The sequence below is a fragment of the Streptomyces sp. NPDC001858 genome, from assembly GCF_053594615.1.
The window spans coordinates 136,557-157,604 of sequence record NZ_JBSFEV010000007.1; the positions used below are offsets into that span (position 1 = coordinate 136,557).

Genomic DNA, 21,048 nt, shown 5'->3' on the forward strand with positions numbered 1-21,048 from the left:
CCCGATGCCCGGCGGTGCGGGTGCCCGGCGGTGCGGGTGTCCGGGGATCGGGAGAGGCAGCCGATCGGCCCGAGCGGCTGCCCGATCTCCCCAGCACCCACTGCCCGACATGACGGCGTGCCGGAGGACCGATGACCGGGTGTCAGGACGAGCTGTCCGCAGGACCGCGCGCACCACCGACGGATGCGTGACAAGTGCGCGTTTTACGCGTTCGGGTCCCAGTCTGCGAGCTGCTCCATCGGCTTGGTGTCGCCGGTGGTCTCCAGGACGTGGAGCGGGACGCGTGCGTAGAAGTAGAGGACCAGTTCGCTCGCTTCGCCTCGCATGGCCATGTCGCCCGGCTCGGCGTCAGCGGCGAGGGCGTCGCAGCGGACGCCGTCGGCGTTGAGGGTCAGGCGCCAGGAGCGGCCCTCGGTTGCGTGCAGGTCGATGGTTGCCGGCTTGAACGGCCAGGGGACGGTCGTCGCCGAGACGGTCGTCAGGAACTCGTCGACGCCCTCGACCGCGACGTCCGTCGGCAGCGGCTGTGCGGCGCCCTGGGTGAGCTGGGTGTCGTAGGTGTGGACGGCGATCTCCTGGATCTGGTGCCGGGCCACGGCTCCGCTGGTCTCCGGGGCCTGCGAGCGGCCCCACCAGGTCCAGCAGCCGCGGTCCGGGCCGGCCTCGCGCAGCGCGTCGAGCATGAGCTCGGTCGACTCGGCGAGCCAGGCGTCCAGGGCTTCGCGGTCGCGGGGCGCGGTCGGGGCGCCCTTCGGGTCCGTCCTCGCCGGGGGCTCAGCGCCCGGGCCCGCCGCGACGATGGCGGCCTGGCGGCGGCGACCGTCGCCGAGGTGCTGCGCCAGTTCGCGCAGCGTCCAGTCCGGGCAGGTCGGGACCTGGACGTCGAGGTCGGGGGCGGACGCGATCGCGGCGCGGAACGCGGCCGAGCGCTCTTCTATCAGCCGCAGGACCTCGGGGAACTCCAAGATGTTTTGCACGGCGGTTGTGTATCACGACGCTCCGGCCGCCGGGTAGCGAATTTGTCGGACGAACGCGTCGACGGTCGGGCGGAGCTCCGGTGCCTGGACGCGGGATCCGGTACGTCATCCCGGAGAAAGCCGACCAAGCGGCCGGCCGTCTGCGGCGCGGGAGCGCCGGTGGCCGGCCGCCACCCGGCTTCGGCAAGGAGCGGTACGCCAAGCGCAACAGTGTCGAGCGGGTGATCAACAAGCTGAAACAGTCCGCGTGGTTGCGACGGAGACGACAAACGCGCCGTCACCGTCACCGCCGCAGCACTCGTCATCCGGCTCCGCTCCTGATCGCCAGGACAGTCGGCCCTAGCAGTCCCGCAGCACTGCGGACTGGTTCAGTACCTGTGCCCGCGTCGATGTGAAGCGGGTGAAGGTCTCGCCGTCGCGCGCTCCCGGGCGGAACGCGGCGACCCGGTGGCAGTTCTGGAAGGCCAGCGTGACGTCGAAGTGGCGTTCCAGGCTGCTGCGGATGGCGTCGCTGGCGAGGGCGCGGAGCAGTTGGCCGCGCTCCTGCTCGGACGCGGGAGGGATCTGGTTGTCGGTGAACTCGCCGATGCCGGCGTGCAGTTCGGAGGCGAGGGAGGCCACGAGGTCGTAGGCGTAGGGGAGGGACGTGCGGACCGTGTCCACGAAGTCCTCCTCACGGATGTCACCGGCTTCGGCCTCGGCGAGGAGCTTCGGGGAGACATCGAGAGACATGGGTGTCGTTCCTGTTCTGGGGGAGGGGAGGGGGAGGGGGGAGGGGGAGGCCCCCCACCTTCGGTTTCAGGTCAGTGCGTCCGGGCCCGGCACGAACTCCGGGTCCACCTGCCCCGCCAGGTCCCGGCCCGTTGCGTCGTTGGCCCAGGATTCGGCGTTGCGCAGGTGGAAGTGGACGGTGTGGCGGTGGAGGGTCGGCCAGTCCTTGGGGCGGGCGTCGACCGTGTCGCGCAGGATGTCGAGGGCGTGGCGGTTGGTGTCCTCCAACTCGCCCCGGGGGCTGCCTCGTTCGGCGGAGCGGACCCAGGGGGAGAGGGCGAGGTGGGTGAGGAGGTCGTCGCCGACCTGTTCTTTGAGGAAGAGGAGGTCGTCCTCGCCGGTCACCTTGTTGCCGACCACCGCGAGGGGGATGTCGAACTCGCGGGCGTGGTCGCGGTACTGGCGGTAGACGGAGACGCCTCGACGGGTGGGTTCGGCCACCAGGAACGTCATGTCGAAGCGGGTGAACAGGCCGGAGGCGAAGGCGTCTGCGCCGGCGGTCATGTCCATCACCAGGTACTCGCCGGGGCCGTCGACGAGGTGGTTCAGGTAGAGCTCGACTGCGCCCAGTTTGGAGTGGTAGCAGGCCACGCCCAGGTCGCTCTCGTCGAACTCGCCCGTCACCATGAGCGGCACGCCGCCGACCCGCTGGACGTGGCGGGTGTGCAGTTCGTCGTCGCCGAGCAGGCGCAGCAGTCGGGAGCCGCGGCCCGGCGGGGTGGTCTTGACCATCGCCTCGCGGGAGGGGATGCGCGGGTTGGCGCCGCGCAGCAGGTCCTTGATCTCGCCCAGGTGCCCGGCGAGGGGCGGGGCGGTGAAGGGCGGTGTGGCGGCTGTCGGGTCGAGGGCCTCGGACAGGTGCTGGTTGATGTCGCCGTCCACGGCGAGCACCGGTGCGCCGGACCGTGCCAAGTGTCGGGCGAACAGGGCCGACAGTGTCGTCTTGCCGCTGCCGCCCTTCCCCACGAAGGCGATGCGCATCACCGCACCGCCTTTTTGAAAATGAATGTCATGTGGCTAAGATTCGGGGCGTGAAGTGATCTCTGTCAAATCCCCGAGGCGAGGCGGTCGGGTGATCGAATATTCGCCACTTAATGCATAGGATGTGCAAGTGCGCGACTACTGCATAAGGCCCGCGGGCCCAGAGGACCTCGACGGCGCCCGCGCCGTCATGCTCGACACCGTCTACCGCGACTTCGGTACCGGCTACGTGCCCCGCTGGCACGGCGACATCATCGATCCGGTCGCCGCCTATCTGGTCCCCGCCCGCCATACCCTGCTGGTCGCGCTCGACGCCGAGGGGCAGGTGGTCGCCACCGGCGCCCTGGACTCCCGCGGCCCCCTCCACCCGCCGAACCCCCGGCAGGTGGCCGAGCGCTATCCCTCCGGCGAGAGCGCCCAGTTGCGCCGCATCTACGTCCGGTCCGAGCACCGGCGGCGGGGCCTCGCCCGGCGGCTGGTCGCCGAACTGCTCGCCTTCGCCGCGGCGGACGGCGGCTACCGGGCCGTGTATCTGCACACCGACCCCGCCGTGCAAGGCGCCGAAGGGTTCTGGCGGTCGATCGGCACGGTCGTGCACGACGAGCGTGCGGACCCGGGCGGCGGTCAGGGGATCGTGCACTTCGACGTCCCGCTCGACGCCCTCGTCTCCCACCGCCCCACCGCCGTCTCCCCCCATCTCTAGGCCGGTAACCACCCATGCACCTGTCCCACCGCCCGCTCTCCTCCCGCCTGCCCCGCCCGCCGCGCCGTCCACGGATCCTCGCCGCGCTCCTCCTCACTCCCGTCCTCGCCGGCTGCTTCGCCTCCTCCGGCGGTGACGACGGCGAGGGGGCCGCAGCCGAAGACGGCTCCCGGCTGCGGGTCGCGCTCGCCTTCCCGCCCGCCGAGAACCTCTCCCCGTACGGCGCCGACGCGACGATCCTCAGCCGACTCGGCGTCACCGAAGGACTCACCGCCCTCGACGCCAACGGCGCCGCCGCGCCCGCGCTCGCCGCGTCCTGGCGCCGCGAGGACGACCGCACCTGGCTGTTCACCCTGCGCGAGGCCGCCTTCCAGGACGGCACCGACGTCACGCCCGCCGCCGTCGCCGCCTCCCTCACCCGGGCCACCGAGGCCGAGCCCGCGCCGGCCGCCCTCGCCGGCGTCGGCCTCACGGCGAAGGCGGTGGGCAGCACCGGTGTGCGCGTCACCACCGCACAGCCCGACCCCGTACTGCCGCTGCGGCTCTCCAGCCCCAGCCTCGCCGTCCTCGCCCCGAAGGCCTACGCGAAGAAGGACGCCGTCGACCCGGTCGGCACCGCCACCGGCCCCTTCGAGCTCACCAAGGTGACCGGCACGACCGTCGCCGACCTCGACCGCTTCGACGACTACTGGGGCGGCCGCGCCCAGGCTTCTGGCATTGACGTGCGGTTCGTCGCCGACGGCACCGCCCGCGCCAACGCCCTGCGCACCGGCCAGGTCGACCTCGCCGAGGCGATACCCGTGGCCCAGGCCGCCACCTTCGACGCCAAGACCCGCCGCGAGACCGCCACGACCCGTACCACCAGCCTGCAGCTCAACACGAAGTCCGGCGTCTTCCAAGACCCGGCACTGCGCGCCGCCGCCCGCGCGGCCGTCGACACCTCCGCCCTCGCCGAGGGCGTCTACGAAGGGCACGCCGACGCAGGCGCCGGGATCTACGGCCCCGCCGTCACCTGGGCCGCCGGCAAGCGCGTCCAGCCCGTCGGACGAGCGAAGGCCGCCAACCCCGGCGGCGCCTCCATCACCCTCGCCACCTACGACAACCGGCCCGAACTCCCCGAAGCGGCCCAGGTGTTGAAGCAGCAGCTGGAGAAGGCCGGCTTCGCGGTGAAGCTGGAGGTGCGTGAGTACTCGCGGCTGGAGAGCGACGCGCTCGCCGGGAAGTTCGACGCCTTCGTCGGCGCCCGCAACAGCCTCCTCGACACGGGCGACCCCGTCTCGGTCCTGGCCGGCGACTTCACCTGCGACGGCGGCTACAACCTCGCCCTGCTGTGCGACAAGGGAGTCGACGCCGCCGTCGCCACGGCACAGACGGTCGCCGACACCGACAAGCGGCAGGACGCCGCCATGGCCGCCGAGGCGAAGATCCTCGGCGCCGACGCCGTCGTCCCGCTGGTCCACCAGCGCGTCATCACCGGTGTCGCGGCCAAGGTCAGCGGCGTGCTGCTCGACCCGTACGAGCGCACCCTCGTCGGCATCGGGACCCGGCGCTGACGGCATCCGGCGCCGACGGCATGCGGAGCAGGGTGGGCGCGCTGCTGTGGCGTGCCGCACTGGCCGCGCTGCTGGTGTGCGGGATCGGGCTGCTGCCCTGGCTCTCGCACACCGATCCGGCGCTGACCGTACTGAAGGCGCGATCCGCCGACCGTGACGCCACCCCCGAGGTGCTCGCCGCCATCCGCGCCCGACTGGGGCTGGACGACGGACCGTTGCACCTCCTCGGGCAGTGGCTCGCGGGCCTGCCGCGCGGTGACGCCGGACAGTCCTGGATCTCCGGCGCCGACGTCCTGCCCGGCGTCCTCGACGCCCTGGGCGTGTCGCTGCTGCTGATGACGGTGGCGATGACGGTCGCCGTGGCCACCGCCGCCGGAGTGTGCGCCCGCACCCTGTACCTCGGCTCGCGGCGACGGCTCGACGGTCGTCCCGCCGGCGGATCCGGCTCCGCCGTGCTCGCCGCGCTGCCGGAGTTCCTCACCGCGTCCGTCCTGGCCACGGTGGTCGGTGTGCAGTGGGGATGGCTGCCCGCCCTCGGCTGGTACGGCCCGCAGTGGACCGTGCTGCCCGCGCTCGCCCTCGGCCTGCCCGCCGGCGCGGTCCTCGGGCGGCTCCTCGACGATCAGTTGCCCGCCGCCTTCGCCGAGCCCTGGGCGCAGGCCGCCGCCGCGCGCGGACTGCCCGGCCGAAGCATCGCCCGTAAGGCGCTGCGCCGTTGCGTGCCCGGACTGCTGCCCAACCTCGGGCTGTTCGTCGTGGGGCTGACCGGCGGATCCGTCGCCGTGGAGCAGATCTTCGACATCCCCGGGCTCGGCCGGACCACCCTCCAGGCCGCGATCGCCCAGGACCTGCCCGTCCTCCAGGCCGGCGCCCTGGTGCTCGTGATCCTCGCGGCCCTCGCCACCGGTCTCGCCCGGCTCGGCGCGCGGTGGCTGATCGGCCCGGCGCTGCGCGACGGCGCTTTGCATACACTCCACGGGCCGCCGCCGACCGCCCGCAGGATCCTGCCTATTGCATACAGTCTTCTGCTGTCGGTCGTCATCGGCCTCGGCCTGCCCCGCGACCCGCTCGCCCTCGACACCGCCGCCCGTCTGCAACCCCCCTCCGCGGCCCACCCCTTCGGCACCGACGCGCTCGGCCGCGACGTTCTCGCCCGGGTCGCGCACGGCGCGCTCGACACGCTGCTCCTCGCGCTCGCCATCAGCGCGATCGCACTCACCGCCGGGGTGCTGCTCGGGCTGCTGCCCCGGCTGTCCGGGCCGCTCGTCGACACCGTGAACGCCGTGCCGCCCGTCCTTGCCGCGCTGCTCGTCGCCGCGGTCTGGGGCAGCGGGCCCACCACGCCCGTCCTCGCCGTGGCGGTGGTGGCCTGGGCGCCGCTCGCCGCGCACACCTCCGCGCTGCTGCGGCAGGAGCGGGCCACCGTCCACCTCACCGCCACCCGCGCCCTCGGCGCCGGTCCCTGGTACCTGCTGAGCAGCGAACTCCTGCCCGCCGTCGTGCCGCCGGTGGCGCGTCACGCCCTCCTGAGGCTGCCGGGCATCGCCCTCGCCCTGGCCTCTCTCGGCTTCCTCGGCCTCGGCGCGCAGCCGCCGTCCCCCGAGTGGGGTCTGCTCCTCGCCGAGAACCAGCCCTACGCCGAACGTGCCCCCTGGGCCGTCCTCGCCCCCGCCGCGGTCCTGGCGCTGCTCGGCGCGCTCGCGGTGACGGCGGCGGGAGCGGTGCGACGGCCACGACGGCGTCTTCGTACGGCGGACCCGGACGGCGCGAACGGCCTGGACGGCCTGGACCGTCGGAGCGGCCTGGACGCCACCGAACTGCCCTCCTCTCCACTGGAGTCGGTGAGATCCCGGTGAAGGCGACCCGTCTCTCCCCGCGTCGGAAAGCGAGCGAAGCCGCCCGACTCTCCCCGCTGTTGCGGTTGTTGATCCTCACTCAACTCGCCTTCAACATAGGCTTCTTCGCCGTCCTGCCCTTCCTCGCCGAGCATCTGGGCGGCGCGGTCGGCATGGCGGGCTGGCTGGTCGGGTTCGTGCTCGGGCTGCGGACCTTCAGCCAGCAGGGGCTGTTCGTGGTCGGCGGCGCACTGGCGGACCGGTACGGCGTCCGGCCCGTCGTCCTCGCCGGGTGCGTGCTGCGGATCGCCGGGTTCGGGTGGCTCGGGTATGCCGGGCAGGTCTGGACGGTCGTCGGGGCGGTGCTGCTGATCGGGTTCGCGGCCGCGCTGTTCTCGCCTGCCGTCGAGTCCGAGGTGGCCCGGCAGGCCGTCGTGCACGAGGAGTCGGGCGGCGGGTCGCGGACCCGGGTGCTGGCGCTGTTCACGGTCGCCGGGCAGGCCGGGGCGTTCGTCGGGCCGCTGCTCGGCGCGCTGCTCCTCGAAGTCGACTTCCGTGCGGTGTGCTTGGCCGGGGCCGGGGTCTTCGTGCTGGTCCTGGCCGCTCACGCGTGGCTGCTGCCGCAGCACATTGCCGGCCGGACCCGCGTCCAAGTGCGGGGCGGTGTGGGCCCGTTGCTGCGCAACCGCCGCTTTCTTGCGCTGGCCTGCGCGTACGGCGCTTACCTCCTCGCCTACAACCAGCTCTATCTCGCCCTGCCCGCCGAGGTGGAGCGGGCGGCCGGTTCGCAGGCACCGCTGGCCTGGCTGTTCGCGCTGTCCTCGCTGCTCGTGGTGACCGCCCAGCTGCCGGTCACCCGGTGGGTGGGGGAGCGGCTGAGCCCGCGCCGCTCGATGGCGGCGGGGCTCGCGCTGATCGCCGCCGGGTTCGCCGTCGTGGCCGCCGCGCTGCCCGCCGGGCGCACCGGGACGGCCGGGCTGCTGCCCGCGGCCGGGTTCGTCGTGCTGCTCACGTTCGGCCAGATGCTCGTCGCGCCCGCCGCCCGCGCCTGGGTCCCCGACCTCGCCGAAGAGGGCCGACTCGGCCTGTACACGGGGGCGTTGTCCTCGGTCTCCGGGCTGATCGTGCTCGTCGGCAGCGCGGTCTCCGGCAGTCTGCTCGACTCCGGGCTGCCGTCGGCCGTGCCGTGGTTGGTCCTGGCCGCGGTACCGGCTGCCGCGGTCGCCCTGCTGCCGCGCGGGGCGCGGGGCGCGTAGCGCGTAAAGGTGCAGGGCGTGAAGGCGTCGTGCCCGCGTTCGTTCCGCTGGAGGTGCCGGGATGTGCCGTCGTTTTGCTGCGGCGCCGTCGTGGCTGGTCGCGCAGTTCCCCGCGCCCCTTCAGGGCGCTGCCGAAACCGCCGCCGACATCGCCCGACCGGCTCAGGGCCGGGCCGCCACCCCCGCTTGCGCTGCCGCCCAGTACGGCCTGCCTGCCGCGGGGCACGGGCTGCATGCTGCGCACGGAACTGCCCGCCTGGCTCGGCCTGCACGTCCCGCTCGGCCTGCACGTCCCGCTCGGCCTGCACGTCCCGCACGGGCCTGCGCGCCCCGCATGGCATGAATGCCGCAGGCACGTCCCGCGCGTCCCGCACGGCCTGCACGCCGCAGGCACGGGCTGCATGCCGCGCACGGGCTACACGCCCCGCAGGACCTGTATGCCGCAGGCACGGCGTGCACGCCCCGCACGGGATACCCACCCCGCACGGGATACCCACCCCGCACAGCCTGAACGTCGGCGTGGTCGGCGGCGTATCTGTCGGGCGTGGGAGGATCCCGCTTCATGAGCGCGTCCCCCGCGGTCCGGAGTCTGCGCGCCGCGGTGTTCGCCGCGGTGTGCGTGCTGCTGGCCGCCGCCGGGCACGGACTCGCCACGGGTGACGCGCCGCCGCCGTGGGCGGACGGCGCCGGATTCCTGGCGGTCTTCGCCGCCGGGTGGCTCCTGGGCGCCCGGGAGCGCTCGCTGCCCGGGATCGGCGCGGCCATGCTGGTCACCCAGGCCACTCTGCACGTCGCCTTCGACGCCGCCGTCCGCTCCCGTGCGGCCGCGCGGACCGTGCCGCCGATGTCCATGACGTCCGCGCACCACGTCATGCACCTGCAGCACGCCCACCCCGCCACGGCGACCGCGACCCCGCACGCCACCGCGGCTCACGTCCTCGCCGCGATCGTCGCCTCCTGGTGGCTGCGGCGCGGGGAGGCCGCCCTGTGGTCGCTGCTGCGCTGGGCGGTCGCGTTCCTGCCGGGCCTCGCGGCCTGGTGGCGGGACGCCCGGGTCCCGTCACCGTCGCGGCCGTCCGTCCGCTCCGCCGCCCCGGCTCCGGGCCCGGCCCGGCAGTTGCTGCTCCGGCATGCCGTGAGCCGCCGTGGCCCGCCCCCGCCGATCCCGTACGCGATCTGACCCCGAACCGGCCCCGTGCCGGGCCCACACCTTCCTGTACGGAGATCACTCGCCCATGTCCACGACCACACCCACGACCACACCCACGACCACACCCATGTCCCCGCCCCTGTCCTCCCCGCCCGTGTCCGAGAACCGCTCCGTCCCGCGCCTGGTCGGTCTCGGTGTCGTGCTCGCCGCCGTCGGGGTCCTCTCCGCGGCCGGCGTCGCCTCCGCGCACGTCACCGTCCATCCCGAGAGCTACGCCAAGGGCGCCACCGACGGCGTCCTCGACTTCCGGGTGCCGAACGAGGAGGACACCGCGAGCACCACCGAGGTCCAGGTCTTCCTGCCCACCGACCACCCCGTGCTCGGCGTGCTGGTCCGCCCGCAGGACGGCTGGACGCCGAAGGCGACCACCACCAAGCTCAAGACGCCGGTCAAGACGGACGACGGCACCATCACCGAGGCCGTCACCGAGATCACCTGGACCGGCGGGAAGATCGCCGCCGGCCAGTACGAGGACTTCGACGTCGCCTTCGGTCAGCTCCCCGACGACACCGGCCAGTTGGCCTTCAAGGCCCTGCAGACCTACTCCGACGGCAAGACCGTCCGCTGGATCGAGGAGGCCGCGGCGGGCGCGGACGAGCCGGAGAACCCGGCACCCGTACTGAAGCTGACCAGCACCAAGAGCACCGCCGCGAGCAGCGCGCAACAGGCCACCGCCAGTACAGCCACCGCCGCTGACCCCGCCGACTCCACCGCCCGTCGTCTCGGCGTCGCCGGGCTCGTCGTCGGGGTGCTGGGTCTCGCGGCCGCCGGCTTCGCCGTCGTACGGACGCGGGCGAACCGCACCTGACCCGGCCGCACGCAGGGGGATGGGCCCGGACCAGAACTTCTGGTCCGGGCCCATCCCCCTGCCTGCCGGCCACGTGCTAGACGAGCTCGAGCGTCTTCTCCTCCGGCGCCTGCGCCGTGACGCGCGAGGTCCGCCACAGCCAGAGCACGTCGCGGCCGAAGGACCACACCAGCGAGCCCAGTGCCAGCAGTACGACGGCGAAGTTGCCCGCGTGGGGCATCAGATCGGCGCCCGCGACCAGGAGCAGGACGCCCTGGAGGGCGGCGACCGTCTTGCGGGCGATGCTCGGCGGGAGCGGGGCGTTGAGCCAGGGGGCGACGCGGGCGGCGGCGACGAACGCGTAGCGCATGCCGCCGATGAGGAGCACCCACGGGCCCTGCGCCATCGAGACGTAGACGCTGAGCACCAGGATCAGGAAGGCGTCGACCTCCATGTCGAAGCGGGCGCCGAGCGCGGTCGAGGTGCCGGTGCGGCGGGCGACCTTGCCGTCGACGCCGTCGAGGATCAGGGCGACGGCCGTCAGGCCGACCAGGAGCGTCACCGGCGGGGTGGACTCGAAGGAGTCGGCGACCAGCGCGGTCACTCCGCCCACCAGGGTCGCCCGGCCGAGCGTGACCCGGTTGGCCGGGCCGAAGGAGCGCAGACTGGATCGGTGCAGCGCCCGGGAGAGGACCGCCCAGGTGGCGATGGCGAAGACGAGACCGGTCACCCAGCCCGCCGGCCCCAGGCCGATCGCCGAGCCGAGCAGGGCCAGCAACAGGATCTGAACGCCCGCTCCCACAGCGGTCTCCTGCTGGACCAGCCTTGCGTCGTAAGTGTTGTTCAGGGCCACCGCACATTCCTCCGGCCAGATGACAGAGATGATCAGTGCCGCGTACTGTGCGCGGACTGTGCACACCTCGGTACGTGAACAGGTTCCCGATCGTTCAGGAGGATCCCGATGAACCGCACCGCTCGTGCGTTCTGGATCGACTCTCCGGGTGAGGGCGGGATCCGCGATCTCACCCTTCCCGACCCCGCCGAAGGCGAGGTGCTGGTCCGCTCGCTGTACTCCGGCGTCAGCCGTGGCACGGAGACGCTGGTGTTCCGCGGCGGGGTCCCCGCGAGCCAGCACGCCGTGATGCGGGCGCCGTTCCAGGAGGGCGAGTTTCCGGCGCCGGTGAAGTACGGCTACCTCAACGTGGGCCTGGTGGAGGAGGGGCCGGCGGACCTCGTCGGACGGACCGTGTTCTGCCTCTATCCGCACCAGACGCGGTACGTCGTCCCGGCCGCCGCCGTGACGGTCGTCCCCGACTCCGTGCCCGCCGAACGGGCCGTCCTCGCGGGCACGATCGAGACGGCGGTGAACGCGTTGTGGGACGCGGCGCCGCTGGTCGGCGACCGGATCGCGGTGGTCGGCGGCGGCATGGTCGGCTGCTCCGTGGCCGCGCTGCTGGCCCGCTTCCCGGGTGTGCGCGTGCAATTGGTGGACGCCGACCCGGCGCGGGCGAAGACCGCCGAGGCGCTCGGCGTCGACTTCGCCGTCCCCGAGGACGCCCTGGGCGGCTGTGATCTCGTCGTGCACGCCAGCGCCACCGAGGCGGGACTCGCCCGCTCCCTGGAGCTGCTGACGGCGGAGGGCACGGTCCTCGAACTCAGCTGGTACGGCGACCGGAAGGTCTCCCTGCCGCTCGGCGAGGAGTTCCACTCGCGTCGTCTCGTCATCCGCAGCAGCCAGGTCGGCGCGGTCTCCCCGGCCCGCCGGTCGAGTCGTACGTATGCCGACCGGCTCGCCCTCGCGCTGGAGCTGTTGGCCGATCCGGCGCTGGACGCGCTCGTCACGGGGGACAGCGCTTTCGAGGAGCTGCCGGACGTCATGCCGAAGCTCGCGTCGGGCGAGATCCCGGCCCTGTGTCACCGCGTCAGGTATGCACAAGAGGGCCTGACCTGAGAAAAGAGTGAGATCGGGCTGAACACGGGGAAGCGAAGGTCCGTACTACACGGCATCCCCCGGCGGCCAACTGCCGGAGGAGCCAGACGCGCCGCACCTGGAGGGTCGTCCGTTGTTCAGTGTCACCGTCCGCGATCACATCATGATCGCCCACAGCTTCCGCGGCGAGGTCTTCGGACCCGCGCAGCGCCTGCACGGAGCGACGTTCCTCGTGGACGCCACCTTCCGCCGCGAGCAGCTGGACGACGACAACATCGTCGTCGACATCGGACTCGCCACGCAGGAACTGGGTGCCGTCGTCAGCGAGCTGAACTACCGCAACCTCGACAACGAGCCGGATTTCGCCGGGATCAACACCTCGACGGAGTTCCTGGCGAAGGTCATCGCGGACCGGCTCGCGGAGCGGATCCACAAGGGGGCGCTCGGCGAGGGCGCCCGGGGTATCGCGGCCATCGCGGTCTCCCTGCACGAGTCGCACGTCGCCTGGGCGAGTTACGAGCGTGCGCTGTGACCGACGTGACCCTGGAGAAGACCGTGCACACGGCCCCGCTTCCGTACGTGCCCTCGCAGGCGGCGCTTCCCAAGATGGGCGGGATCATCCCCATGTCGCTGCGCTCGGTGCACTTCGTGATGCCCGGCGGGGTCGACGACCCGGCGAACCCGAGCGGCGGCAACGCCTACGACCGGCGGCTGTGCCTGGATCTGCCCGGCTTCGGCTGGCAGGTGCACAAGCATCTGGCGTCGGGTTCCTGGCCCCGTCCGGAGGCCGCGGCCCGCGCGGAGCTGGCCCGCACCCTGCGGGAGTTCCCCGACGGGACGGTCGTCCTCATCGACGGACTGGTGGCCTGCGGGGTGCCGGAGATCATCGCGCCGGAGGCGGAGCGGCTGCGGCTCGCGGTGCTCGTCCACCTTCCGCTGGGCGACGAGCGCGGTCTCGCGCCCGAGGTGGCGGCCGAACTCGACGCCAAGGAGCGGGCCGTGCTGCGGGCCGTGCCCGCGGTGATCGCCACCAGCGAGTGGGCGGTCCGCCGGCTCGTCTCGCACCACGGTCTCGCCCCCGAGCGGGTGCACGTCGCGGCCCCGGGCGCGGACATCGCCCCGCTGGCCTCCGGCACGGACGGCGTCTCCCGGCTGCTGTGCGTGGCCGCCGTCACCCCGCGCAAGGGCCAGCACCGGCTGGTCGAGGCGCTGGCCGCGGCCCGGGACCTGCCGTGGAGCTGTGTGTGCGTGGGCGGCCTCGGGCAGGACCCGGAGTACGTCACCCATCTGCGCGGCCTCATCGCGAAGTACGGCCTGGAGGACCGGCTGCACCTGGCGGGCCCGAAGGCCGGCGCCGAACTCGACGCCGCCTACGCCTCCGCCGACCTGATGGTCCTCACCTCGTACGCGGAGACGTACGGCATGGCCGTCACCGAGGCGCTCGCCCGTGGCATCCCGGTCCTCGCGACGGACGTCGGCGGGCTTCCCGAGGCGGTCGGCCGCGCCCCCGACGGCGGTGTCCCCGGCATCCTGGTCCCGCCGGAGGATCCGGCCGCGCTCGCGGTCGAACTGCGCGGCTGGTTCGGCGAGGCCGATGTGCGGCGTCGCCTCAAGGCCGCCGCGCGCGGCCGGCGGGCGGCTCTGAACGGCTGGGCGAGCACCGCCCAGAGCCTGGCCGGGGTGCTCGGCCGGCTTCCCGGCGAACCCCGGAGGGCGGCATGAGGAAGACGACGGCGACCCCGGCCGACGTGGCACGACGGGTGGGCGGCATTCCGACCCAGCCGGTCCGGAAGGAGGCTGGTCTCATGACCGAGGCAGTGGTTCCCGACAGCACGGGCGCGGGCACCGGCGCGGGCGCCGTGGCGCAGGCCGTCATCGCCGGCGCCGGACCGGTGGTGCGCCCCGGTGAGCGGCCCACCGTGCGGCTGCGCGACGCCGGGCCGGACGAGCAGCCCCGCTACGCCCCCGAGTGGCTGGAGCTGCGCGAGAGCGCCGACGCCGCCGCCCGGGCGCTGGATCTGCTGGACCCGCTGCGGATCCGGCTCGCCAACCTGCCCGGCCGCAGCGGGCTCGCCATCCACGACCTGGGCTGCGGCACCGGCTCCATGGGCCGCTGGCTGGCCCCCCGGCTGGACGGCGCGCAGCACTGGGTGCTGCACGACCGCGACCCCTACCTCCTGCACTTCGCGGCCGTCGCCTCCCCGCGGGCGGCCGCCGACGGCAGCCGGGTCACCGTCGAGACGCGGCGCGGCGACGTCGCCCGCCTCACCCCGGACGCCCTGCTCGGCGCCTCGCTGGTCACCGCCTCCGCCCTGCTGGACGTCCTCACCCGCGAGGAGGTCGAGACGCTCGCCTCGGCCTGCGCGGGCGCGGGCTGCCCGGCGCTGCTGACGCTGTCGGTCGCCGGCCGCGTCGAGTTCTCCGCGCCGGACCCGCTGGACGACGAGATCGCCGCCGCCTTCAACGACCACCAGCGGCGCGACGGCCTGCTCGGCCCGGACGCGGTGAGCGTGGCCTGCGAGGCGTTCGCCGACCACGGCGCGACCGTCAAGGTCCACCCGAGCCCCTGGCGGCTGGGCTCGGAGAACGTGGGCCTGACCGCCCAGTGGCTGCGCGGCTGGGTCGGCGCGGCGGTGGAGGAGCGCCCGCACCTCGCCGAGCGCGCCGAGGCCTACCTGGCCGGCCGGCTGGCGGCGTGCGCGGCGGGCGAACTGCAGGTCACCGTCCACCACAGCGATCTGCTGGCACTGGCCCGGCCGACGGGCGGGGCGTGATGAGCGCGGAGACGGTCGGACCACGGGTGCGCACCGCCGCGCCCGTGGTGTGGGGCGAGGGGGCCGGGCCGGTCGTCCGGCGGCCCCTGCGCAGCCCGTCGGTGGGCCGCACCGGCGCCGCCGTGTCCGAGGCCCGCATCGGCGTCATCGTGACCCGGACGCGCACGAAGGGGCCCTCGCGGCTGCGTGCCCTGCTCGGCAACCGCGCCCTGCGCACGCACTTCGGGACCGTCGCCGGGGTCGTCATCCTCACCGCGCTGCTGTGGAAGCTGGGCACCGGCGTCTTCCTGGACGGGCTGCGGCGGATCGACGCCCCGACCGTCCTGGTCGCGCTCGGGATCGGCGCGGTCACCACCGTGTTCAGCGCCTGGCGGTGGGCGCTGGTGGCCCGTGCGCTGCGCATCCGGCTGCCGCTCGGCCCGGCCGTCGCGGACTACTACCGGTCGCTGTTCCTCAACGCGGCGCTGCCCGGCGGCGTCCTGGGCGATGTGCACCGCGCGGTGCGGCACGGGCAGAGCGCGGGCGATGTGGGACGCGGCGTGCGGGCCGTCGTCCTGGAGCGCACCGCGGGGCAGTTGGTGCTGGCCGTGGCAGGCGTAACGGTCCTGCTGACCTTGCCCTCGCCGGTCATGGCGGACGCCCGGCAGCTCGCCCCGCTGGTCCTGCTGGCCGGAGTGGGCGCGCTCGCCGTCGTCGTCGCGGTCCGGATGAACTCCTCGACGGCGCGTCGGGGCGGACGGCTGCGGGCGGTGCTGGCCGAGGCGCGCGAGGGACTGCTGTCGCGGCGCAATGGGCCGGGCGTCGCCGTGTCGTCGGCGGTCGTGCTGGCCGGCCACCTCGGCATGTTCGTGGTGGCCGCCCGGGTCGCCGGCTCCTCGGCGTCCGTCCTGGCGCTGCTGCCGATCGCCGTCCTCGCCCTGCTCGCCATGGGCCTGCCGCTGAACGTCGGCGGCTGGGGGCCCCGCGAGGGCGTCACCGCCTGGGCGTTCGGCGCCGCCGGGCTCGGTGCGAGCACCGGCCTCGCGGTCGCGGTCGTGTACGGCGTGCTGAGCTTTGTGGCGGCTCTGCCGGGGGCGGTCGTGCTGGTCGTCCGCTGGTACGCCGGAGTGCGGGCGGGGGCCGCCGAGACGGCCGGACCCGAACTCGGCGCTCCCCGGCCGCATTACACGGAGCCGGTCGCCGGGCCTGTCGTCGATTCGGACGTCGATCCGGTCGTCGAGTCGGCTTCCGGAGTGGGCTTCGAGGCCGCCGAAGTCAGCAGCGAGAAATACGCGCCGAAGGAATCCGCCAGGCTCGCCAGGAGTTCCTTCCCCTTTTCCGCGGACCCCAGGGAAGGACGGCCGATGACGCCTGAATCGGTATAGGCGGACATTCCCAGAGTGAGCAGATGACGGCGGTCGTCCGCGACGAAATCGGCCGACTCATAACCGGGCCGGACGAGTTCGGGATGGGCGTGCAGCAGGATCGAGGTCTCGATCTCCCCGGCGTGCATGTCGGTGAGCAGCGAGGTCGACACCCCGGACCGCTCCCGCGCCGTCTCCCAGTCCTCCGGGGCCGGGAAGAGCGCCATCCGCTCACCGCGGGCGGAGGACTCCTGGACGACGTTGCCCAGGACGTAGTTCCCGCCGTGTCCGTTGACCAGCACCAGGGCCTCGACGCCCGAGCGGCGCAACGACGCCGCGATGTCCCGTACTACCGCGTGAAGGGTCACGGAGGAGATGCTGACGGTCCCCGGCCAGGCCGCGTGCTCGTGCGAGCAGGCGATGGTCACCGGCGGAAGGAGGTGCACCGGGTACGCCCCGGCGATCTCCCGGGCGATGGCGCACGCGACCAGTGTGTCGGTCGCCAGGGGCAGGTACGGTCCGTGCTGCTCGAAGCTTCCGACGGGAAGGACCGCCACCTGCGTCGGGACGCCGGCGCCCCGGGTCCGTACGTCTTCGGCGGTGTCCGTCGGCACCAGCCCGTACGCCGCCGACCGTATTCCCGAAACACTCATCTTTCCCCGGCCCTTCGTCTCTGCTTAGGAACCAGATCATGACAGAAAAAATTGGCGTACTCGGCAAGAAGACCCCCCAGCGCACCGGTGTGGAACGCGTGGTGAATGCGCCCTTGCCCACCGTGTACGGCAAATTCCAGGCGATCGGCTACATGGACCACGACCGCGGTGACGAACAGGTCGCACTGGTCTACGGGGAGATCGGCGAAGAGGACGTGCTGACCCGGCTGCACTCGGAGTGCCTCACCGGCGACGCGTTCGGCTCCCAGCACTGCGAGTGCGGCGACCAGCTGGAGTCCGCGCTGCGGGCCGTCGTCGCCGAGGGCCGCGGCATCGTCGTCTATCTGCGCGGGCACGAGGGGCGGGGCATCGGGCTGCTCGGCAAGCTGCGGGCGATGGCGCTGCAGGCGGAGGGCCTGGACACCGTCGAGGCGAACGTCGCGCTCGGCTTCCCCGTCGACGCCCGCGACTACAAGGTGGCCGCCGACATCCTGCGCGACCTCGGCGTGCGCTCCGTCCGGCTGATGTCGAACAACCCGCGCAAGCGCGAGGCGCTGGTGGACAACGGCATCAAGGTCGCCGAGGAGGTGCCCCTGCTGATCGAGCCGTGCGAGAACAACATCACCTACCTGCGCACCAAGCGGGAGCGCCTGGACCACCGGCTGCCCCATCTGGACGCGGTCGCCCACTGGTCCTGAGGTGCTTCGGACCGCCGCCCGACCGGGTAGGGATCACGGCGGTCAGGGCGTACGACAGCCTCGGCGCCGGCGTCAGGGCCGGGGCCGCCGCGCATAAGGAGCCGCTCGCGTGAACACGCATGCCTCGGTCGTCGTCATCGGCGGTGGGGTGATGGGCACGAGCATCGCCTACCACCTCGCCGCCGCCGGTGTCCAGGACGTCCTGCTGGTCGAGCGGGACGAACTCGCCGCCGGCTCGACCTCGAAGGCCGCCGGAGGGGTCCGCGCCCAGTTCTCCGACGAGCTGAACATCCAGCTCGGGGCGCGCAGCCTGGAGGCGTTCGGCCGGTTCGGCGAGGAGATCGGGTACGACATCGGGCTGCACCGCGTCGGCTACCTCTTCCTGCTGTCCACCCCGCAGGAGGTCGCCTCCTTCGAGGCGGGCGTGCGGCTGCAGAACGCGCTGGGCGTGCCCAGCCGGATGATCGACCCCGCCGAGGCGCAGCGCCTCTCCCCGCTGATCAGGACCGACGGGCTGCTGGCGGCCGCGTTCTCGCCCGACGACGGCCACTGCACGCCCGAAGCCGTCGTCCACGGGTACGCGGCCGCCGCCCGCCGGTGCGGTGCGCGCATCCTGCGGCACACCGCGGTCACCGGCATCGAACGACGCGGCGCCGAGATCACCGCGGTGGAGACGACGCTCGGCCGCATCACCACGAACACCGTGATCTGCGCGGCCGGCGCCTGGTCCAAGGCGGTCGGCGCGATGGCCGGCGTGGAGCTGCCGGTGCAGCCGCTGCGCCGGCAGATCGCGGTCACCGAGCCGGTCCCCGGTCTGCCGCCCGGCCTGCCCATGACCATCGACTTCAGCAGCACCCTCTACTTCCACACCGAGGGCCCCGGACTGCTGGTCGGTCTCTCCGACCCGGACGAGCGTCCCGGCTTCGCCACCGACACCCACGAGCGGTGGATCCCGCGCCTGGCCGACGCCATGCAGCGCCGCGCCCCCGCCCTGCTCGACCTGCGGCGCACGGGCGGCTGGGCGGGACTGTACGAGGTCAGCCCGGACTGCAACGCCCTGATCGGCGAGGCGTCTTCGGTATCCCGTTTTCTGTATGCGACCGGCTTCTCGGGCCACGGTTTCCTCCAGGGACCGGCCGTCGGCGAGGTCGTGCGCGACCTGTATCTGGGCCGCGTACCCTTCGTGGACGTCACCCCCCTGAGCGCCGACCGTTTCGCGGCCGACGCCCCGCGTCCGGAGGCCAACTGCGTATGACCGAGCCGCGTACGACCGCACCGCGTACGACCGAGCGGGGCAGGCCCGACTTGCACCTGTGGCTGCGCCACGAGACCCGCTCCACCGAGCGGCGCACCCCGGTCGTCCCGCAGGACGCCCGCCGCCTCGTCGAGGCCGGCGTGCACCTCACGGTCGAGGACTCCCCGCAGCGCGTCTTCCCCACCCAGGAGTACGAGGCCGTCGGCGCCCGGATCGCCCCCGCGGGCTCCTGGGCGTCCGCGCCGCACGACGCGCTGATCCTCGGCCTGAAGGAACTCCCCGGCAATCTCGATGAATTGACGCATCGTCACATCTACTTCGGGCACGCCTACAAGCAACAACCGGGCGCAGCCGACCTGTTGCAGCGGTTCGCCGCCGGGGGAGGGGCGCTGCTCGACCTGGAGTACCTGGTCGACGACGACGGCCGTCGCCTCGCCGCCTTCGGCTTCTGGGCCGGCTACCTGGGCGCCGCCCTGGCGGTCCTCCAGCACCGGGGCCGGCTCACCGCGCCCCTGCGGCCCACCGACAAGGGGGAGTTGGACGAGGCGCTGCGCCCGGCGGCCGGTGACGAGGAGTTCACGGCGCTCGTCGTCGGCGCCCTGGGCCGCAGCGGCCGGGGCGCACGCGCCGCGCTCACCACGGCCGGCGTCGAACCCACCTGCTGGGACCTCGCGGAGACCCGCGGCCTGGACCGCGCGGCCCTGCTGGCGCACGACGTGCTGGTCAACTGCGTCCTCGCCACCACGCCGGTGCCGCCCTTCGTCCGCGAGGACGACCTGGACGCCCCGGCCCGCCGGCTGCGCACCCTCTCCGACGTCACCTGCGACGTGGGTTCGCCCCTCAACGTCCTGCCGGTGTACGACCGCACGACCGAGTGGACGGATCCGGTGCGCCGCCTGCACAAAGAGCCCCCACTCGATCTGATCGCCATCGACAACCTGCCGTCCCTGCTGCCGCGCGAGTCCAGCGCCGACTTCTCGGCCGCGCTGACCCCGCTGCTGCTGGAGTACGGCGTGAACGCGGCCTGGCAGCGGTGTCTGAACCGGTTCCGTGAGACCTGCGACGAACTCGGCGTCAAGGAAGGCGGGTTCGACCGTGAGCGGCGCTGACCTCGTTCCCGCGACCGGCACCGTCCACTGGATCGGCGCCGGACTGTCCACCGGCAGCGGCCTGGCCGACCTGTGCGAGCGCGCCGCCCGGGTGCGGGTCTGGCACCGCACGGCGGACCGCGCCGCCGAGGCGCTCGACCGGCTCGGCCTCACCGGACGGGCCGCACCGCGCGCCTTCACGCTCGACGCCCTCACCGCCGAACTCGCCCCCGGCGACGTCGTGGTGTCGATGCTGCCCGCCCCGGAGCACGCCCCGCTGCTGGCCGCGTGCCTCGCCCGGCGCGCCCACTTCGCCTGCTCCAGCTATGTCTCGGACGCCGTCCTGGAACAGGCGCCGGCCGCCGCGGAGGCGGGGATCGTCGTCCTCACCGAGGCCGGACTCGACCCGGGCCTCGACCACCTCTTCGCGCACAGCCTCGTCGCCCGCGCCCGGGAGGCGATCGGCGACGACACGCCGGCCTCGTACCGGCTCACCTCGTACTGCGGAGGCATCCCCGCCGTCCCCAACGACTTCAGGTACCGGTTCAGCTGGGCGCCCCTCGGCGTCCTCAACGCCCTGCGCTCGCCCGCGCGTCATGTCGAGGACGGCGTCGAGGTCGTCGTCGACCGGCCCTGGGAGGCGACGCGCGGGCACCTCGTCGGCGGTGAGACCTTCGAGGTCTACCCCAACCGCGACAGCGTGCCGTTCATCGAGCAGTACGAGCTGCCGCGAGGCTGGAAGCCGCGGACCTTCGTGCGCGGCACCCTGCGGCTGGACGGCTGGCTGCGGGCCTGGGACACGGTGTTCGAGGAGCTGAAGGCCGGCGACGACGCCCGGATCGCCGCCCTGGCGCGGGAGTTGGCGGCCACCTATCCCACGACGGACGCCGACCGCGACCGAGTCGTCCTCGCCGTGTCGCTGGAGGCGTCCGTGGACCTGGGCGCGGGCGGAGTCGGGAGCGGGGTCGGGGGTGCCGCCAACGGCAGCTCGTGGTCGGGGAGTTACCTCCTCGACCTGGAGGGCGACGAGCAGGAGAGCGCGATGGCGCGCTGTGTCTCCCGGCCGCTCGCCCTCGGCGTCCGGCACATCCTGGACGGCTCCCTGCCGGTCGGGCTGAGCAGGGCGGCCGAGACGGCGGAGCGGTCGCAGGAGTGGCTGGACGAACTCGACGACGAGGGGCTGGAGTTCACGTTGCGGGTCGAAGGCTGACCGACCGTGCCGGCGACAGCGGCG

The 21,048-nt window shown here is 73.5% G+C and carries 19 protein-coding genes and 2 pseudogenes; 16 read left to right on the plus strand and 5 right to left on the minus strand.

Features of this window, described 5'->3' with window-relative positions; translation table 11 throughout:
* Positions 1 to 203 precede the first annotated feature (203 nt).
* Entirely contained in the window at positions 204 to 977 is a 774-nt protein-coding gene (locus tag ACWCPF_RS12635; RefSeq protein ID WP_451044988.1) for a maleylpyruvate isomerase N-terminal domain-containing protein, read from the minus strand.
* An 89-nt stretch (positions 978 to 1,066) separates the two neighbouring features.
* On the opposite strand from ACWCPF_RS12635, the pseudogene ACWCPF_RS12640 reads away from it, so the two are divergent.
* Positions 1,067 to 1,223: pseudogene (locus tag ACWCPF_RS12640) on the plus strand (IS5/IS1182 family transposase); the annotation flags it as partial.
* Positions 1,224 to 1,316: 93 nt separating this feature from the next.
* Here ACWCPF_RS12640 and ACWCPF_RS12645 read toward each other — a convergent pair.
* Together ACWCPF_RS12645 and ACWCPF_RS12650 are read right to left on the minus strand one after the other, a co-directional pair.
* Positions 1,317 to 1,709, minus strand: coding sequence for an SCO5389 family protein (locus tag ACWCPF_RS12645; RefSeq protein WP_451044989.1), 393 nt, complete (start codon positions 1,707 to 1,709; stop codon positions 1,317 to 1,319).
* Positions 1,710 to 1,775: 66 nt separating this feature from the next.
* The gene (locus ACWCPF_RS12650) at positions 1,776 to 2,729 is read right to left on the minus strand and encodes an ATP-binding protein (RefSeq protein ID WP_451044990.1); all 954 of its coding nucleotides are present in this window, start codon (positions 2,727 to 2,729) and stop codon (positions 1,776 to 1,778) included.
* Between the two features lie 130 nt (positions 2,730 to 2,859).
* Between ACWCPF_RS12650 and ACWCPF_RS12655 the strand changes: the two genes are divergently transcribed.
* The 6 genes from ACWCPF_RS12655 to ACWCPF_RS12680 all read left to right on the plus strand — a co-directional run bounded on the left by ACWCPF_RS12655 (position 2,860) and on the right by ACWCPF_RS12680 (position 10,094).
* Positions 2,860 to 3,432, plus strand: a complete 573-nt coding sequence (locus tag ACWCPF_RS12655) for a GNAT family N-acetyltransferase (RefSeq protein ID WP_451044991.1) — start codon at positions 2,860 to 2,862, stop codon at positions 3,430 to 3,432.
* 14 nt (positions 3,433 to 3,446) lie between these two features.
* Positions 3,447 to 4,985 carry an ABC transporter substrate-binding protein gene (locus ACWCPF_RS12660; RefSeq protein WP_451044992.1) on the plus strand — a complete coding sequence of 513 codons (1,539 nt, stop codon included), beginning with the start codon at positions 3,447 to 3,449 and terminating at the stop codon, positions 4,983 to 4,985.
* 20 nt (positions 4,986 to 5,005) lie between these two features.
* Positions 5,006 to 6,841 (plus strand): ABC transporter permease subunit, encoded by a 1,836-nt coding sequence (locus ACWCPF_RS12665; protein ID WP_451044993.1) that lies wholly within the window; start codon positions 5,006 to 5,008, stop codon positions 6,839 to 6,841.
* Positions 6,838 to 8,076, plus strand: coding sequence for an MDR family MFS transporter (locus ACWCPF_RS12670; protein WP_451044994.1), 1,239 nt, complete (start codon positions 6,838 to 6,840; stop codon positions 8,074 to 8,076). Before ACWCPF_RS12665 ends, ACWCPF_RS12670 begins: the two co-directional genes overlap by 4 nt.
* Positions 8,077 to 8,638: 562 nt before the next feature.
* The gene (locus tag ACWCPF_RS12675) at positions 8,639 to 9,256 is read left to right on the plus strand and encodes a hypothetical protein (RefSeq protein WP_451044995.1); all 618 of its coding nucleotides are present in this window, start codon (positions 8,639 to 8,641) and stop codon (positions 9,254 to 9,256) included.
* Between the two features lie 97 nt (positions 9,257 to 9,353).
* Positions 9,354 to 10,094 carry a YcnI family copper-binding membrane protein gene (locus ACWCPF_RS12680; RefSeq protein ID WP_451045160.1) on the plus strand — a complete coding sequence of 247 codons (741 nt, stop codon included), beginning with the start codon at positions 9,354 to 9,356 and terminating at the stop codon, positions 10,092 to 10,094.
* Positions 10,095 to 10,170: 76 nt separating this feature from the next.
* Here ACWCPF_RS12680 and ACWCPF_RS12685 read toward each other — a convergent pair whose 3' ends face one another.
* Positions 10,171 to 10,926: a CDP-alcohol phosphatidyltransferase family protein gene (locus ACWCPF_RS12685; RefSeq protein WP_451044996.1), complete on the minus strand. Its 756-nt coding sequence runs from the start codon at positions 10,924 to 10,926 to the stop codon at positions 10,171 to 10,173.
* A 108-nt stretch (positions 10,927 to 11,034) separates the two neighbouring features.
* Between ACWCPF_RS12685 and ACWCPF_RS12690 the strand changes: the two genes are divergently transcribed.
* The 5 genes and pseudogenes from ACWCPF_RS12690 to ACWCPF_RS12710 all read left to right on the plus strand — a co-directional run.
* Positions 11,035 to 12,024, plus strand: a complete 990-nt coding sequence (locus ACWCPF_RS12690) for a zinc-dependent alcohol dehydrogenase (RefSeq protein ID WP_451044997.1) — start codon at positions 11,035 to 11,037, stop codon at positions 12,022 to 12,024.
* 112 nt (positions 12,025 to 12,136) lie between these two features.
* A complete protein-coding gene (locus tag ACWCPF_RS12695) occupies positions 12,137 to 12,535 on the plus strand; it encodes a 6-pyruvoyl trahydropterin synthase family protein (RefSeq protein ID WP_081551202.1) in 399 nt (132 codons plus the stop codon).
* Complete coding sequence (locus ACWCPF_RS12700) at positions 12,532 to 13,725, plus strand: glycosyltransferase family 4 protein (protein ID WP_451044998.1); 1,194 nt, start codon at positions 12,532 to 12,534, stop codon at positions 13,723 to 13,725. The genes ACWCPF_RS12695 and ACWCPF_RS12700 overlap by 4 nt, the downstream gene beginning before the upstream one ends.
* 83 nt (positions 13,726 to 13,808) lie before the next feature.
* On the plus strand, positions 13,809 to 14,777 hold the full coding sequence (locus tag ACWCPF_RS12705; protein WP_451044999.1) for a hypothetical protein: 969 nt from the start codon (positions 13,809 to 13,811) through the stop codon (positions 14,775 to 14,777).
* A pseudogene (locus ACWCPF_RS12710) lies at positions 14,777 to 15,790 on the plus strand (lysylphosphatidylglycerol synthase transmembrane domain-containing protein); the annotation flags it as partial. The gene ACWCPF_RS12705 and the pseudogene ACWCPF_RS12710, both read left to right, overlap by 1 nt.
* A gap of 149 nt (positions 15,791 to 15,939) precedes the next feature.
* On the opposite strand, the gene ACWCPF_RS12715 reads toward ACWCPF_RS12710, so the two are convergent.
* Positions 15,940 to 16,773 carry a creatininase family protein gene (locus ACWCPF_RS12715; RefSeq protein WP_451045000.1) on the minus strand — a complete coding sequence of 278 codons (834 nt, stop codon included), beginning with the start codon at positions 16,771 to 16,773 and terminating at the stop codon, positions 15,940 to 15,942.
* A gap of 38 nt (positions 16,774 to 16,811) precedes the next feature.
* Between ACWCPF_RS12715 and ribA the strand changes: the two genes are divergently transcribed.
* The 4 genes from ribA to ACWCPF_RS12735 all read left to right on the plus strand — a co-directional run bounded on the left by ribA (position 16,812) and on the right by ACWCPF_RS12735 (position 21,024).
* Positions 16,812 to 17,471 carry a GTP cyclohydrolase II gene (ribA, locus tag ACWCPF_RS12720; protein WP_451045001.1) on the plus strand — a complete coding sequence of 220 codons (660 nt, stop codon included), beginning with the start codon at positions 16,812 to 16,814 and terminating at the stop codon, positions 17,469 to 17,471.
* A gap of 109 nt (positions 17,472 to 17,580) precedes the next feature.
* Positions 17,581 to 18,726: an NAD(P)/FAD-dependent oxidoreductase gene (locus tag ACWCPF_RS12725; RefSeq protein ID WP_451045002.1), complete on the plus strand. Its 1,146-nt coding sequence runs from the start codon at positions 17,581 to 17,583 to the stop codon at positions 18,724 to 18,726.
* Positions 18,723 to 19,835, plus strand: a complete 1,113-nt coding sequence (locus ACWCPF_RS12730) for a saccharopine dehydrogenase (RefSeq protein ID WP_451045003.1) — start codon at positions 18,723 to 18,725, stop codon at positions 19,833 to 19,835. Before ACWCPF_RS12725 ends, ACWCPF_RS12730 begins: the two co-directional genes overlap by 4 nt.
* On the plus strand, positions 19,822 to 21,024 hold the full coding sequence (locus ACWCPF_RS12735; RefSeq protein ID WP_451045004.1) for a saccharopine dehydrogenase family protein: 1,203 nt from the start codon (positions 19,822 to 19,824) through the stop codon (positions 21,022 to 21,024). The genes ACWCPF_RS12730 and ACWCPF_RS12735 overlap by 14 nt, the downstream gene beginning before the upstream one ends.
* Positions 21,025 to 21,048: the final 24 nt, after the last annotated feature.

Excerpts from the sequence above, each read along its gene's own strand:
- ribA (WP_451045001.1), top strand. The coding sequence starts at position 16,812 with ATGACAGAAAAAATTGGCGTACTCGGCAAGAAGACCCCCCAGCGCACC.
- ACWCPF_RS12650 (WP_451044990.1), bottom strand. The coding sequence starts at position 2,729 with ATGCGCATCGCCTTCGTGGGGAAGGGCGGCAGCGGCAAGACGACACTG.
- ACWCPF_RS12680 (WP_451045160.1), top strand. The coding sequence starts at position 9,354 with ATGTCCCCGCCCCTGTCCTCCCCGCCCGTGTCCGAGAACCGCTCCGTC.
- ACWCPF_RS12660 (WP_451044992.1), top strand. The coding sequence starts at position 3,447 with ATGCACCTGTCCCACCGCCCGCTCTCCTCCCGCCTGCCCCGCCCGCCG.
- ACWCPF_RS12665 (WP_451044993.1), top strand. The coding sequence starts at position 5,006 with ATGCGGAGCAGGGTGGGCGCGCTGCTGTGGCGTGCCGCACTGGCCGCG.
- ACWCPF_RS12715 (WP_451045000.1), bottom strand. The coding sequence starts at position 16,773 with ATGAGTGTTTCGGGAATACGGTCGGCGGCGTACGGGCTGGTGCCGACG.
- ACWCPF_RS12730 (WP_451045003.1), top strand. The coding sequence starts at position 18,723 with ATGACCGAGCCGCGTACGACCGCACCGCGTACGACCGAGCGGGGCAGG.
- ACWCPF_RS12675 (WP_451044995.1), top strand. The coding sequence starts at position 8,639 with ATGAGCGCGTCCCCCGCGGTCCGGAGTCTGCGCGCCGCGGTGTTCGCC.
- ACWCPF_RS12705 (WP_451044999.1), top strand. The coding sequence starts at position 13,809 with ATGACCGAGGCAGTGGTTCCCGACAGCACGGGCGCGGGCACCGGCGCG.
- ACWCPF_RS12645 (WP_451044989.1), bottom strand. The coding sequence starts at position 1,709 with ATGTCTCTCGATGTCTCCCCGAAGCTCCTCGCCGAGGCCGAAGCCGGT.
- ACWCPF_RS12690 (WP_451044997.1), top strand. The coding sequence starts at position 11,035 with ATGAACCGCACCGCTCGTGCGTTCTGGATCGACTCTCCGGGTGAGGGC.